14 protein-coding genes are annotated in these 12989 nt (G+C 74.7%); 4 read left to right on the top strand and 10 right to left on the bottom strand.

The annotated features are described in order from the left end of the window. Positions 1–13 precede the first annotated feature (13 nt). Complete coding sequence (locus ACQ95T_RS05040; protein WP_425939879.1) at positions 14–1939, top strand: protein kinase domain-containing protein; 1926 nt, start codon at positions 14–16, stop codon at positions 1937–1939. A 22-nt stretch (positions 1940–1961) separates the two neighbouring features. Here the strand turns inward: ACQ95T_RS05040 and ACQ95T_RS05035 are convergent, their stop codons facing one another. The 5 genes from ACQ95T_RS05035 to ACQ95T_RS05015 form a co-directional block, all read right to left on the bottom strand. Then, positions 1962–2372 (bottom strand): serine hydrolase, encoded by a 411-nt coding sequence (locus ACQ95T_RS05035; RefSeq protein ID WP_431473594.1) that lies wholly within the window; start codon positions 2370–2372, stop codon positions 1962–1964. 40 nt (positions 2373–2412) lie between these two features. Next, entirely contained in the window at positions 2413–3024 is a 612-nt protein-coding gene (locus ACQ95T_RS05030; protein WP_431473593.1) for a serine hydrolase domain-containing protein, read from the bottom strand. A gap of 62 nt (positions 3025–3086) precedes the next feature. Next, complete coding sequence (locus ACQ95T_RS05025) at positions 3087–4250, bottom strand: acyl-CoA dehydrogenase family protein (protein ID WP_425939875.1); 1164 nt, start codon at positions 4248–4250, stop codon at positions 3087–3089. A gap of 142 nt (positions 4251–4392) precedes the next feature. Further along, complete coding sequence (gene purE, locus ACQ95T_RS05020; protein ID WP_425940044.1) at positions 4393–4875, bottom strand: 5-(carboxyamino)imidazole ribonucleotide mutase; 483 nt, start codon at positions 4873–4875, stop codon at positions 4393–4395. 77 nt (positions 4876–4952) lie between these two features. Next, positions 4953–6185 carry a 5-(carboxyamino)imidazole ribonucleotide synthase gene (locus ACQ95T_RS05015; protein ID WP_425939873.1) on the bottom strand — a complete coding sequence of 411 codons (1233 nt, stop codon included), beginning with the start codon at positions 6183–6185 and terminating at the stop codon, positions 4953–4955. 41 nt (positions 6186–6226) lie between these two features. On the opposite strand from ACQ95T_RS05015, the gene ACQ95T_RS05010 reads away from it, so the two are divergent. Beyond that, complete coding sequence (locus tag ACQ95T_RS05010) at positions 6227–6766, top strand: GtrA family protein (protein WP_431473592.1); 540 nt, start codon at positions 6227–6229, stop codon at positions 6764–6766. On the opposite strand, the gene ACQ95T_RS05005 is transcribed toward ACQ95T_RS05010, so the two are convergent. The 4 genes from ACQ95T_RS05005 to ACQ95T_RS04990 form a co-directional block, all read right to left on the bottom strand. Further along, positions 6739–7800, bottom strand: coding sequence for a sensor histidine kinase (locus ACQ95T_RS05005; protein ID WP_425939870.1), 1062 nt, complete (start codon positions 7798–7800; stop codon positions 6739–6741). The genes ACQ95T_RS05010 and ACQ95T_RS05005 overlap by 28 nt on opposite strands. 9 nt (positions 7801–7809) lie before the next feature. Beyond that, positions 7810–8496: a response regulator transcription factor gene (locus tag ACQ95T_RS05000; RefSeq protein ID WP_425939868.1), complete on the bottom strand. Its 687-nt coding sequence runs from the start codon at positions 8494–8496 to the stop codon at positions 7810–7812. 70 nt (positions 8497–8566) lie between these two features. After that, positions 8567–9361, bottom strand: coding sequence for an enoyl-CoA hydratase/isomerase family protein (locus ACQ95T_RS04995; protein ID WP_425939866.1), 795 nt, complete (start codon positions 9359–9361; stop codon positions 8567–8569). Positions 9362–9412: 51 nt separating this feature from the next. Beyond that, positions 9413–10240 (bottom strand): biotin--[acetyl-CoA-carboxylase] ligase, encoded by an 828-nt coding sequence (locus tag ACQ95T_RS04990; protein WP_425939864.1) that lies wholly within the window; start codon positions 10238–10240, stop codon positions 9413–9415. A gap of 24 nt (positions 10241–10264) precedes the next feature. Here ACQ95T_RS04990 and ACQ95T_RS04985 point away from each other — a divergent pair, with 24 nt between their 5' ends. Next, a complete protein-coding gene (locus ACQ95T_RS04985; RefSeq protein ID WP_425939862.1) occupies positions 10265–11893 on the top strand; it encodes an acyl-CoA carboxylase subunit beta in 1629 nt (542 codons plus the stop codon). Beyond that, complete coding sequence (locus ACQ95T_RS04980) at positions 11890–12174, top strand: acyl-CoA carboxylase epsilon subunit (protein WP_425939860.1); 285 nt, start codon at positions 11890–11892, stop codon at positions 12172–12174. Before ACQ95T_RS04985 ends, ACQ95T_RS04980 begins: the two co-directional genes overlap by 4 nt. A gap of 93 nt (positions 12175–12267) precedes the next feature. Here ACQ95T_RS04980 and ACQ95T_RS04975 read toward each other — a convergent pair whose 3' ends face one another. After that, positions 12268–12927, bottom strand: a complete 660-nt coding sequence (locus ACQ95T_RS04975) for an MOSC domain-containing protein (RefSeq protein WP_425939858.1) — start codon at positions 12925–12927, stop codon at positions 12268–12270. Positions 12928–12989: the final 62 nt, after the last annotated feature.

The raw sequence follows: 12989 nt of genomic DNA, 5'->3' as shown, positions 1-12989 counted from the left end.
GAGGTGAGCGGGCGTGCCTGAGCAGCGCGACGGCGACGGCGAGGACCTGGAGACCACCCGGCAGACCCCGGTGGACGCACGACCCGACGTGGTCGCGGGGCGCTACCGCATCCTGGGCACCCTCGGCCGGGGCGGTGGCGGCACCGTCTGGCACGCCCGCGACGAGCACCTGGGGCGCGAGGTCGCCCTCAAGCGGGTCGGCGGGGAGGCCGACGCCGAGGTGCTGCTGTCGCGCGGCATGCGGGAGGCGCGGACCAGCGCCGCCCTCGCCCACGACAACGTCGTGCGGGTCTACGACGCCTTCGAGCACGACGGGGCGCCGTGGATCGTCATGGAGCTCGTCCCCGGCCCCTCGCTGGCCTCGCTGCTGGAGGACGGCGGCACGCTGCCGGTCCGCCAGGTGGCGCGGATCGGGGCCCAGGTGGCCACCGCGCTGGCGGCCGCGCACGGTGCCGGCGTCGTGCACCGGGACGTCAAGCCGGGCAACGTGCTGCTCACCGACGCGAGCGGCCGCGACGCCAAGCTCACCGACTTCGGCATCGCCCGGGCCGAGGAGGACCACCAGCTGACCAGGACCGGGATGGTCTCCGGCACGGCGGCCTACTTCTCCCCCGAGGTCGCCGCCGGTGACGACCCCTCGGCAGCGGCGGACGTGTGGGCGCTGGGCGCCACGCTCTACACCGCCGTCGAGGGTCGCCGGCCCTATCCGGACGCCGCCAACCCGGTGGCCCAGCTCCACACGATCGTGCGTGACCGTCCCCGCCCGCCCGAGCGGGCGGGTGCGCTCACCCCGGTGCTGGCGGGCATGCTCGACCCCGATCCGCGGACGCGCTGGACCGCCGCACGGGCGGCCGAGGGCCTCTCGGCGGTGGCCCGCGGCGAGCACCCGGGAGGACCGGGAGCCGCGGGAGCGGGCGGCGCAGCGGGCGCGGCCGGAGCAGCGGGTGCGGCCGGTGCCGGGGCCGCGGCGATCGCGGCCGCGGCCGCCGCCCGCGCGCAGGAGGCGGCCGTGACCGAGCAGGTCCGGCACTCCCCCCACGGTGGAGACACCCGGGTCGTGCCGCACGGCGGTCCCGCCTCCGGGTCGGCCCCGCCCGGCCAGGAGGACGGCCGGTTCACGTCGTCCGCCGCCGCCGGACGCGCCGGTCCGGGCCGAGGTCCTTCCCACCTCGCCCCCGGCCCAGCCGGTCGCGGCCCGACCAGTGACGGCCCGACCGGCCCCGGCCCGACCAGTGACGGCCCGACCGGCGCCGGTCCCGGCGGCCCCCGCACCCGGGGCCGCAGCCGGGCGGGTCGTCTGCTGGCCTGGCTGGTGGCCGTCCCCCTCGTCCTGCTCCTGGGCTGGCTCGTCTGGACGATCGCCACCACGGGCGGCCTGGGCGGGACCCCCGACCGCCCCACGGCCACCGCCGGCCAGCCGGTGACCGTGGCCGAGGCCGAGGAGACCGCCCGGGAGTTCTACCGGCGGCTGCAGGAGGACGGTCTCGCCGGCGCCAGGGAGGTGACCGTCCCGGGCATCTCGATCGACGAGCGGATCGCCGAGGGGCTCCAGCAGGTCGACGTGCAGGACGTCGTCGGCACCGAACGCCCCGATGGCGGGGTGGACCTGGTGACGACCGTCGCCTACGACTACGGCGGACCCGTGCCCGTCGTGCAGCAGGAGAACCTGCAGGTCGCCCGCCCGGAGCTGGAGCCGCTCGTCGTGCTGCGCAGCACGACGACGATCTCCGGCCTGCCCGACCCGGCCGGCACGCCGGACCCGGGGACGGAGCCGGCGCCCGAGCCTGCCGACGACGGGGCGGAGGACCCTGCGCAAGAGAACCCTCCGGAGGAGGACCCTGCGGACCCGGACCCGGACGCGGAGGGCGGCGAGCAGGACGTCCCGCAGGAGGGCGCCCAGCCCGGCGACGGCGAGGGTGCCACGGGCGAGGCTCCCTGAGCGGGCCGGTCCTGCCCCGGGCTCAGCGCCCCAGCACCGCGCCCACGAGCGACCTCGTCAGGTCGGGAAGCCCCGGGACCGCCTCCTCGTCCACGTTGGCCAGGACCACCAGGGTGGTGCCGTCCGCCGGACGGCGGAGCGCGACGGCGAACACCCCGGGGTCCCCGCCGTCCTTGCCGAAGACGCCGTCGTCGCGGATCTCGACGCCGTAGCCGACCGACCACGCTCCCCCGGCCCGCACGCGCGGGGTGAGCAGGTCCGCGGGGGCGACCCCGCGCCATACCCCTCCCTGCTGCACCGCGCGCAGGAACCGTTCGACGTCCCGGGCGGTGACCACCGCTCCCCCGTCGCCGCCACCGACGGGGTGGACGGAGTAGATGTTCGTGCGCCACGGGCGGCCCGGGCCCAGCGGCGGCAGGTGACCGGTCGCCACGTCCGGGTGGACCTCGTCGAAGGCGGGTAGCCGCTGTCCGTCATCCCGGCGGGCTCCAGCACCCCCTCGTCGTCACGGCCTCGACGAAGGGCATCCCCGAGACGTGCGACAGCAGGATCCCCAGCAGCACGTAGCCCGCGTTGCTGTAGTGGTAGGCGGTGCCCGGCGGGCACACCGGGGGCAGGTCCGCGAAGAGCGGCAGGAGCGCCGCGTAGTCGCGGACCCGGTAGTTGGGGACCCGGTCCCAGATGTCGCCGTAGTCCTCCCGGTACCCCGGCAGGTCCTCGTCCTCCTCGAAGTAGTCGGCGATGCCGGAGGTGTGCGAGAGCAGGTGGTGGACCGTGACGTCCGGGCTCAGGGTGCCGGGGCGCAGCTCCGGGGGCAGGACGTCGACCAGGCGGTCGTGCACCCCCATCTCCTCCCGCCCCGCGGCGTCGAGGACCCCGACCGCGGTGAACATCTTGCTGAGGGAGGCGGTGGCGAACCGGGTGCCGGGATGCACGGGTATGCCGCCCGCCCGGTCGGCGAGGCCCAGGCAGGACTCCAGCAGCACCTCCTCGTCGCGGGAGACCCGCAGGATCCCGGAGAGGCCGTCCTCGACCTCGAGGCGGCGCGCCTCGTCCAGGACGTCCTGCCAGGGGTGCGCACTCATGGGCCCAGTCTGCCGAGCCCCACGCCGGGCGGCCAGGGGTTTTCGGGACGGGCGGGCAGGGACTACCCCTTGAGCAGCTGGCGCGCCATGACGACCCGCTGGATCTGGTTGGTCCCCTCGTAGATCTGGGTGATCTTGGCGTCGCGCATCATCCGCTCGACCGGGAAGTCCCTGGTGTAGCCGTAGCCGCCGAAGAGCTGCACCGCGTCGGTGGTGACCTCCATCGCCACGTCGGAGGCGAAGCACTTGGCCGCGGCCCCGAAGAAGGTCAGGTCGTCGTCGCCGCGCTCGGACTTGGCCGCCGCCACGTAGACCATCTGGCGGGCCGCCTCGAGCTTCATCCCCATGTCGGCGAGCATGAACTGCACGCCCTGGAACTCCGCGACCGCCTTGCCGAACTGCTGGCGCTCCTTGACGTAGGCCAGGGCGGCGTCCAGGGCGCCCTGCGCGATGCCCACCGCCTGGGCGCCGATCGTGACCCGGGTGTGGTCGAGGGTGCGCAGAGCGATCTTCAGGCCCTCACCGGGCCCGCCGACCATCCGGTCGGCGGGGATGCGGCAGTCGTCGAAGTGCAGCTCCCGCGTGGGGCTGCCCTTGATCCCCATCTTCTTCTCCGGGGCGCCGAAGGTGAAGCCCGCGTCGTCCTTCTCCACGACGAACGCGCTGACGTTGCGCCCCCTGGGGCCGTCGGGGTCGGTGACGGCCATGACCGTGTAGAACTGCGACTCGCCAGCGTTGGTGATCCAGGACTTCTGCCCGTTGAGGACGTAGTGGTCGCCGTCGGGGGTCGCGATCGCCTTGCACGTCATCCCGGCGGTGTCGGACCCGGCGCCCGCCTCGGACAGGCCGTAGGAGAACATCGCCTCGCCGCGGGCGACCGGCGGCAGGTACTTCTGCTTGATCTCCTCGCTCGCCGCCAGGAGCAGCGGCACCGTGCCGAGCTTGTTGACCGCGGGGATGAGCGAGGAGCTGGCGCAGCCGCGGGCGACCTCCTCGATGACGATGCAGGTGGCCAGGGCGTCGGCACCGACCCCGTCGTACTCCTCCGGGACGTGCGGAGCGTGGAAGTCGGTCGCCACGAGCGCCTTGAGCGCCTCGACGGGGAAGCGGCCCTCCTCGTCGACGGAGGCGGCGTGCGGGGTGATCTGCGCCGCCGTGACCTCGCGCACCGCCTCGCGCAGCGCCTCGTGGTCCTCGTTGATCCGGAACAGGTCGAAGTCGCTCATGGGCCGCAGCCTACTCGCGGGTCAGCGGGGCGGACCGCCCGGTCCGGTCTGCCCAGGGCGGACCCGGCCCTGGGGCACGAAGGGTCCGAAGCCCACGGCGCCAGACCCAGCCCCGGGGCGGCGCGGCCGCCCCGGGGGGCGGTCAGCGGTGCCGCTCCCGCAGTCGCACGCCCTTGGCGTGCGCCTGGTCGCGCAGGTCGTCGGCGAACCGGGCCAGCTGCTCCCGCCAGGCCGCCGCCCGTCCCCCCTCACCCGCGGCGAGCACGCGGACCGCCAGCAGGCCGGCGTTGCGGGCCCCGGCGACGGAGACGGTGGCCACCGGGATGCCCGCCGGCATCTGGACGATGGACAGCAGGGAGTCCATGCCGTCGAGGTGCTTGAGCGGCACGGGCACGCCGATCACGGGCAGCACGGTCACCGAGGCGAGCATGCCGGGCAGGTGGGCGGCACCGCCGGCACCGGCGACGATCACCCGCAGGCCGCGGTCGGCGGCCGAGCGGCCGTACTCGATCATCTCCGTCGGCATCCGGTGCGCGGAGACGACGTCGGCCTCGTAGGGGACGCCGAACTCCTCGAGCACCGAGGCGGCGGCCTCCATCACTGGCCAGTCGCTGTCGCTGCCCATCACCAGGCCGACGAGCGGCGCGGGCGCCTGGGTGGGGGGCGCGGAGGTGGGGACCACCCCGGGGGTCTCGTCGGTGCTCACTCGGTCACCACTCCTTGGAGGTAGTCGGCGGCGTGCCGGGCACGCTCCCGGAGGGCGGGGAGGAAGCCGGCGTCGAGGTCGTCCCCGAACACCGTCACGTGGCCCAGCTTGCGTCCCGGACGCACACCCTTGCCGTAGAGGTGGATCTTCAGCCCCGGGTCGCGCGCCATGAGGTGGCGGTAGGTCGGGTACAGGTCGGGGTGCTCGCCGCCCAGCACGTTCGCCATCACCGTCCACCCGGAGCGGGCCGAGGGGTCGCCCAGCGGCAGGTCCAGGACCGCGCGCAGGTGCTGCTCGAACTGGCTGGTGACCGCCCCCTCGATCGTCCAGTGGCCGCTGTTGTGGGGGCGCATCGCCAGCTCGTTGACCAGGTAGCCCGGCGCCCCGTCGGGCCCCCGCACCTCGAACATCTCCACGGCCAGCACGCCGGTCACCTCCAGCTCGCCCACGATCCGCAGGGCGCCCTCCGTGGCCGCGCTGGCCAGCTCCTCGTCCAGCTCCGGGGCCGGGGCCAGCACCTCGGTGCAGATGCCGTCGGTCTGGACCGTCTCCACCACCGGCCAGGCCGCGGCCTGGCCCGAGGGGCTGCGGGCCACGAGCACGGCCAGCTCGCGGGTGAAGTCCACGGCCTCCTCCAGGAGGATCCCGTCGGCCAGCGCACCCGGCTCGCCCACCTGCCCGAGCCAGTCGTCCAGGTCGGCCGCGCCGCGGCATACCCGCACCCCCTTGCCGTCGTAGCCCCCGCGCGGGGTCTTGGCCACGACGGGCCAGCCCGCCCGGGCGGCGAAGTCCTCCACGTCCTGGGCGCTGCGGGCGCAGGTCCAGGCGGGGCACGGGATGCCGAGGTCGGTCAGCCGACGGCGCATGGCCAGCTTGTCCTGCGCGTGGACCAGCGCCTCCGGCGAGGGGTGCACCGGCACCCCCGCGCGGACCAGCTCGTCGAGCACCTCGGCCGGCACGTGCTCGTGGTCGAAGGTCACCACGTCGCAGTGCCGGGCCCACTCCAGGACGGCGGCGGCGTCGGTGTGCGCCCCGACCGGGCTGTGCGGCACGACAAGCGCGGCGCTGGCGTCCTCGGACTCGGCCAGCACGGACAGCGTCAGCGACAGGCCGACCGCGGGCGGCTGGCACATCCGGGCCAGCTGCCCGCCGCCGACGATGCCGACGACCGGGAACCCGCCCTCGGCACGAAGGGGCGGGGAGGGGGACGGGGTGGGTGCGGTGCTCACGGAGGCCGAGCCTATCCAGTTCGGTTGCGTAGACTCCCGCGGTGCCCTCCGCCCGACCCTCCGTGGCCGCCCGCCTGCGCGCGGCGTGGCGGTCCCTCGTGGCCGAGGTCGCCAAGTTCGGCACCGTGGGCGCGGTCGCGTTCGTGCTGGACACGACGCTGTACAACCTGCTGGTGTTCGGGCTGCCGGGCCTGACGGAGGGACCGCTGGCTGGCCGCGCCCCGCTGCTGGGCAAGGTCCTGTCCACGAGCGTGGCGACGATGTTCTCCTGGATGGGCAACCGGTGGTGGACCTTCCGGCGGCGGCGCAGCGAGGCGATGGGCCGCGAGCTGGTCCTGTTCGTCCTCTTCAACGCCGTCGGCCTGGGCATCGCGCTGGCCTGCCTGGCGATCTCCCGCTACGTGCTGGGGCTGGACAGCCAGCTGGCCGACAACGTGGCCGCCAACGGCATCGGGCTCGCGCTGGGCACGCTGTTCCGGTTCTGGGCCTACCGCACGTTCGTCTTCCGCGAGGAGCTCGCCGAGGAGGAGCGCGAGGCCCGCCGGGCGGCGGCTCAGGGCATCTCGGCCAGGGTCAGGTAGAGGGAGAACATCGGCGGAGCCAGCCGGGTGAGCTCCAGCCGTCCGCCGAGCGACTCGGCCGTCTCGCGGGCGACGGCCAGGCCCAGGCCGGTGCCGCCGCCGGTGGTCACCGCCCGGTCGAAGACCGAGCGGGACATCTCCAGCGCGATGCCCGCCCCCTCGTCGGCGACGGTGAAGACCGCGGAGGGTCCGGAGCGGCCGGCGTGCACGTGGACCGTGCCGGCCCCGTGCAGGAGCGAGTTCTCGACCAGGGTGTTGAGCACCTGCGACAGGGAGGACGCGCTCGCCTCGACGATCATGCCGCGCTCGCTGGTGAGGACGATCTCGCGGCCCTCCTCCTCCAGGGCCGGCGTCCACTCGGCGTCCAGGCCGGCGAGCACCTGGTCCACGGAGGAGAGCCCGCCCCCCGAGGCGTGCCCCACGCGGGTGCGGCGCAGCAGCTCGTCCACCACCCCGGTCAGCCGTTCGACCTGGCTGATGGCGATGTCCGCCTCGTGCCTGGCGACCGCGGCGTCATCGGCCTGGGCGATCTCCTCCAGCCGCAGGAGGAGCGCGGCCAGGGGGGTGCGCAGCTGGTGGGAGGCGTCGGCGGCGAAGGAGCGCTCGGACACCAGTGCCCGGGCGAAGGTGGTGTGGTGGCGGTCCACCTCCCGCACGATCGCGTCGATCTCGGGGACGCTCTGGGGCCACGGGCCCGGCTCCACGAACCGGCCCGGCCGGGCCTCGGGGTCCAGGGCGAACCCTCCGGAGGCCATCTCGTCGGCCCGGTGGGCCAGCCGGCGCAGGGGGTCGATCACCGTCTCGCCGACGTGGTCGGCCTGGTGGCGGGCCAGGGGGAAGCTGATGCCGACGACCGCGAGCGCACCGGACACGGTGGCGATGAGCAGGCCCCACCAGGGCAGCCCGCCGGGCTCACCCCCGGTCGCGCTCTGGACCTGCGCCAGGATCCAGCCGATCGCGACCAAGACCCCGGAGACGACCCCCAGCACGGACAGGGCGACCCGTCGGGCGAGCTCGCGGAAGACCGCCCGCACGGCGCGGCCTCAGTCCTGGGGGTCGTTCTGGAAGCGGAAGCCCACCCCGCGGACGGTGACGATGTAGCGCGGGTCGTGGGCGTCGTCGCCGATCTTGCGGCGCAGCACCGAGACGTGCATGTCCAGGGTCTTGGTCGAGCCGTACCAGCTGTCCCACACCTCGCGCATGAGCACCTCGCGGGGGACGACACGGCCCTCCTCGCGCATGAGGACGCGGAGCAGGTCGAACTCCTTGGTCGTCAGGCGGACCTCCTCGTCGTGGAGGAACACCCGCCGGGCGTCGACGTCGATGCGCAGCGACCCCGGCGAGGGGCGCGTCGGCGGTTCCGGGCCGCGCCGCAGCAGCGCCCGGACGCGGGCGAGCAGCTCGCCGAGCCGGAACGGCTTGCTCACGTAGTCGTCGGCTCCGGCGTCCAGCCCCACGACGGTGTCGATCTCCTCGGTGCGGGCGGTCAGCATCAGCACGGGGATCCCGATGCCGGCGTCCCGCAGCCCGCGGCAGACGGCCAGGCCGTCGAGCCGGGGCAGCCCCAGGTCGAGCACGAGCAGGTCGTAGACGCCGGTGCGCGAGCCCTCGGTCAGGGCGGCGCGGCCGTCCTCGGCGACGGTGACCTCGTACCCCTCGCGTCGCAGGGCCCGCGCCAGCGGTTCCGAGATCGTGGGGTCGTCCTCGGCCAGCAGCACCTTGGTGCTCACGTCGTCCTCCTCCCGTCGGTCCGGCGCCCGACGGGCACCCGGACAGAACAGTATGCGCTGGGTCGGGGGCTCAGCGCCCCGGCCACCGGGGGGTGCGCTTCTCGGCGAAGGCGGCCACGCCCTCCGCACGGTCGCCGCTGAAGGCCGTGGCGCGCCAGGCCCCGTCCTCGATCTCCAGCCCGGCGGCGAGGTCGGCCCCCATGCCCAGGCGCATCGCGCGCTTGGCGTTGCGCACGGCCACGGGGGAGTTGCCGGCGATCAGCGTCGCCAGCTCCAGGGCGCGGTCGCGCGCGGTGCCGGCGGTCACGAGCTCGTCCAGGACGCCGAGCTCGTGACCCTCCCGGGCCGTCATCCGTCGACCGGTGAAGATCATCGACGCGGCCCGGGACCACCCCACCCTGCGGGTGACCAGCTGGGTGCCCCCGCCGCCGGGCACCACCCCGACGCCGACCTCGGGCAGGCCGACGGTCGCCTCCTCGCCGGCCACGACGAGGTCGCAGCTGAGCGCGATCTCCAGCCCGCCCCCGAGGGCATAACCCTCGACCGCCGCGACGGCCGGCACGGGCAGGTCGAGCACGGCCCGGTAGGCCTTCCGGGTGACCAGCCGGTGGTCCATCATCTGGGCGTCCGTGAAGCCGTTGCGCTCCTTGAGGTCGGCACCGACGCAGAAGGCCCGGGGGGAGGTGCTGGTGACGACCACGGCGCGCACGCCGTCGTCGGCTGCGAGCCCGGTCATCGTCGCGGTGATCTCGCGGGAGAGGTCGGTGCTGATCGCGTTCATCGCGGCGGGCCGGTCGAGGGCCACCTCGACCACGTGACCGTCCTCCCCGTGCCGGGTGACCTGCAGCATCGTGGGTGCGTCCATGGCTGGCAGGGTAGCGTCCGGCGCCGCCCCGACCGCGGGTGACCCGCTGGCTCACCCCGGCCGGACGTGCTCCACGTCGCCGGCGTGGTGCACGCTGCGGCCCTCCGGTCCCTCGACCACGAGGGCTCCGTCGGGATCGACGCTCACGGCGGTCCCCCGGGTGCGGCCTCCGTCGGGCCGGTGCACCAGCACCGGGCGCCCGACCGTGAGGCAGTGCTCGAGGTATGCCGTGCGCACGGCCCCCACTCCCGCGACGTCCCCCTCGGCGAGCCGCCCGTGCAGGTCGGCCAGGTGGTGCAGGTAGTGCTCGAGCAGGTCCGTCCGGGCATCCTCGGGCAGCGGGGCGCCGCCGCGGGCCAGCCGCCACGAGGTGGCCGTGGGGACGGGCAGCTCGTCCGACGCGTGGTCGACGTTCAGGCCCGTGCCGACGACGACGGCGCGGGCAGGGGCGTCCGCCACCTGGGTCAGGATCCCGGCGACCTTGCCCCACGCCCGGCCGTCGTCGGTGGTGCGGACGGGCTGCTGGGAAGGGTCCGGGGTGCGCGATACGTCCGGGCCGCGCAGGAGCGCCAGCACGTCGTTGGGCCACTTGAGGGCCGCCGGTACCGGCCACCGGCTCTCGGTCAGCGCCCGCACGAGCGCCAGGCCGGCGACGAGGGGGAGCCAGCCCATCGACCCGGGGGGCACGGGCGGGACCACGGCGCTGATCGCCATACCCCTCCCGGGCGGGGAGTCCCAGCGCCGTCCTCGCCGCCCCCGGCCCTCGCTCTGGTGGTCGGCGACGACGACCCGGCCGGGCCGTGGAGCCGCCAGGGCCTCGGTGTTGGTGGAGCCGATCGACTCGTGCCGCTCGGGTGCGGCCCATCGCACGACGCTCATGCGGTCAAGGGTAGGTTCGGACCCATGAGTGAGACCGTCAGCGCCGACCCGACCGGCGAGAGCAGCAGCGAGGGGCCCGACCTGCGCACGACCGCCGGCCGGCTCGCCGACCTGCGCGCCCGGGTCGACGACGCCGTGCACGCCGGATCCGCCAAGGCCGTGGAGAAGCAGCACGCCCGGGGCAAGAAGACCGCCCGCGAGCGGGTCGAGGCCCTGCTGGACGATGGGAGCTTCACCGAGCTGGACGCCCTGGCGCGGCACCGCTCGACCGCGTTCGGGCAGGAGCGGAACCGGCCCTACGGGGACGGGGTCATCACCGGGTACGGGACGATCGACGGCCGGCCGGTCGCGGTCTTCTCCCAGGACTTCACCGTCTTCGGGGGGTCGCTGGGCGAGGTCTTCGGCGAGAAGATCGTCAAGGTCATGGACCTGGCGATGAAGATCGGCTGCCCGGTCGTGGGGATCAACGACTCCGGCGGGGCCCGCATCCAGGAGGGCGTGGTCGCCCTGGGCCTGTACGCCGAGATCTTCCGCCGCAACGTCGACGCCTCCGGGGTCATCCCCCAGATCTCGCTCGTTCTGGGTCCGTGCGCGGGCGGCGCGGTCTACTCCCCGGCGATCACCGACTTCGTCGTCATGGTCGACCAGACCTCGCACATGTTCATCACCGGGCCGGACGTCATCAAGACGGTCACCGGGGAGGACGTGACCTTCGAGGAGCTGGGCGGGGCCCGCACGCACAACTCGACCTCCGGCGTGGCGCACTACATGGCCAGCGACGAGGACGACGCGCTCGACTACGTCAAGGAGCTGCTCGGCTTCCTGCCGCAGAACAACCTCGAGGACCCGCCGGCCTTCGACGCCGAGGTGGACGAGGAGGTCGACGCCGAGGACGAGGCCCTGGACACCCTCGTGCCGGACTCCCCCAACGTGCCCTACGACATCAAGACCGCGATCAGGACCGTGGTCGACGACGGCGACTTCCTGGAGGTCCAGGAGCTGTTCGCGCCCAACATCGTGGTCGGGTTCGGCCGGGTCGAGGGCCGGTCGGTGGGCATCGTGGCCAACCAGCCGATGCAGCTGGCCGGGACCCTGGACATCGACGCCTCGGAGAAGGCCGCCCGGTTCGTGCGCACGTGCGACGCGTTCAACCTGCCGATCCTCACCTTCGTCGACGTGCCCGGGTTCCTGCCCGGCACCGACCAGGAGTTCGGCGGCATCATCCGGCGCGGGGCCAAGCTGCTCTACGCCTACGCCGAGGCGACGGTGCCGCTCGTCACGGTCATCACGCGCAAGGCCTACGGCGGCGCCTACGACGTCATGGGATCCAAGCACCTGGGGGCCGACGTCAACCTGGCCTGGCCGACGGCGCAGATCGCGGTCATGGGGGCCCAGGGGGCCGCGAACATCCTCTACCGGCGCGAGCTGGCCACGGTCGCCGCCGAGGGCGGGGACGTCGAGGCCGAGCGTCAGCGCCGGATCCAGGAGTACGAGGACACCCTGGCCAACCCCTACGTGGCGGCCGAGCGCGGGTACGTCGACGCGGTCATCGAGCCGTCCCAGACCCGGGTGCAGGTGGCCAGGGCGCTGCGCCACCTGCGCTCCAAGCGGTCCAACCGGGCACCGCGCAAGCACGGGAACATCCCCCTGTGAGCGGCGGGCCGACCGCGGGTGAGGACCGGACCGCGGGGGACGACGCGACCGCGGGCGAGGGCGTGCCGGCCGGGACCGGGGTCATCCGGGTCGAGCGCGGCAACCCCACCCCCGAGCAGGTGGCGGCCCTGGCCGTGGTGCTTGCTGCTGCCGGCTCGGGCGACGGGGGGTCCGGCGACGGCCCCCACCGCCGGACCCTCTGGACCGCGCGGTCCCGCTTCGCCCGACCCCGTCCGGCCGTCGGTCCCGACGGCTGGCGGGCCTCGGCCCTGCCGCGCTGAGCGGACGGCTGGCGGGCCTTCGCCCTGCCGCGCTGAGCGGACGGCTGGCGGGCCTTCGCCCTGCCGCGCCGACCCGCCGTATGGCGCGCCTCCTCAGCCCTTCGCGCGGACGCGGGCGGCGAGCCTCTCGTGGTACATCGCCGGCAGGCAGGACGCGGCGAGCACCTTGACGGCCGCCGCGTCGTCCCCCATCGCCGCCGCGAACGCCACCCGCATGTCGATGTCGTGGTCCGGCGGTGCGAGCACCTCGATCTCGTCGCCGGCCCGCACCGTCCCCGGGACGACGACCCGCAGGTAGACGCCGCACCGGCCACGCTCGGTGAACCGTCGCACCCAGCCCCGCTCACCGAGATGCCCGGCGAACGTGGAGCACGGCGAGCGCGCCACCGACACCTCCAGCACGACCTCCTCGCCCACCCGCAGCCGCTGGTTGAGCAGGAGGCTCTCCAGGTCGACGCCCTCGGTGGTGAGGTTCTCCCCGAAGGTGCCGTCCGAGAGCCCGCGGGCCAGCTCACCCTCCCAGTGGTCCAGCTCCTCCCGGGCGTAGGCGTAGACCGCCTTGTGGGCGCCGCCGTGGTGGCGCTCGTCCCCCACGTGGTCCCCGACGACCCCCGAGCCGTCGCCGTAGCTCGGCCCGGGACGCGCGACCTCGATCGCCGGGACGGGGCGCTTGTCGATCCCGGTCGCGTAGGGCTTGCCTCCCGGTTCCGGCTTGGGGTGGGCCACGTTGGTGGAGCGGACGCGCGCAGTCATGGACGACACGGTATGCGCCCGGGCACGCCGCGAGGTCCGCGCCGCAGACCTCCTGCCGTCCC

Source organism: Ornithinimicrobium carbonis, assembly GCF_050703245.1.
Taxonomy (GTDB): Bacteria; Actinomycetota; Actinomycetes; order Actinomycetales; family Dermatophilaceae; genus Ornithinicoccus.
Note: the sequence above shows the minus strand (reverse complement) of the source record. Positions and strands in the feature narration are given on the sequence as shown.

Coding starts and splice junctions, on each gene's coding strand:
- ACQ95T_RS05025 (WP_425939875.1), bottom strand. CDS start 4,250: ATGAGCGACTTCGACCTGTTCCGGATCAACGAGGACCACGAGGCGCTG.
- purE (WP_425940044.1), bottom strand. CDS start 4,875: ATGGGCAGCGACAGCGACTGGCCAGTGATGGAGGCCGCCGCCTCGGTG.
- ACQ95T_RS04995 (WP_425939866.1), bottom strand. CDS start 9,361: ATGGACGCACCCACGATGCTGCAGGTCACCCGGCACGGGGAGGACGGT.
- ACQ95T_RS04990 (WP_425939864.1), bottom strand. CDS start 10,240: ATGAGCGTCGTGCGATGGGCCGCACCCGAGCGGCACGAGTCGATCGGC.
- ACQ95T_RS05030 (WP_431473593.1), bottom strand. CDS start 3,024: ATGAGTGCGCACCCCTGGCAGGACGTCCTGGACGAGGCGCGCCGCCTC.
- ACQ95T_RS04985 (WP_425939862.1), top strand. CDS start 10,265: ATGAGTGAGACCGTCAGCGCCGACCCGACCGGCGAGAGCAGCAGCGAG.
- ACQ95T_RS04975 (WP_425939858.1), bottom strand. CDS start 12,927: ATGACTGCGCGCGTCCGCTCCACCAACGTGGCCCACCCCAAGCCGGAA.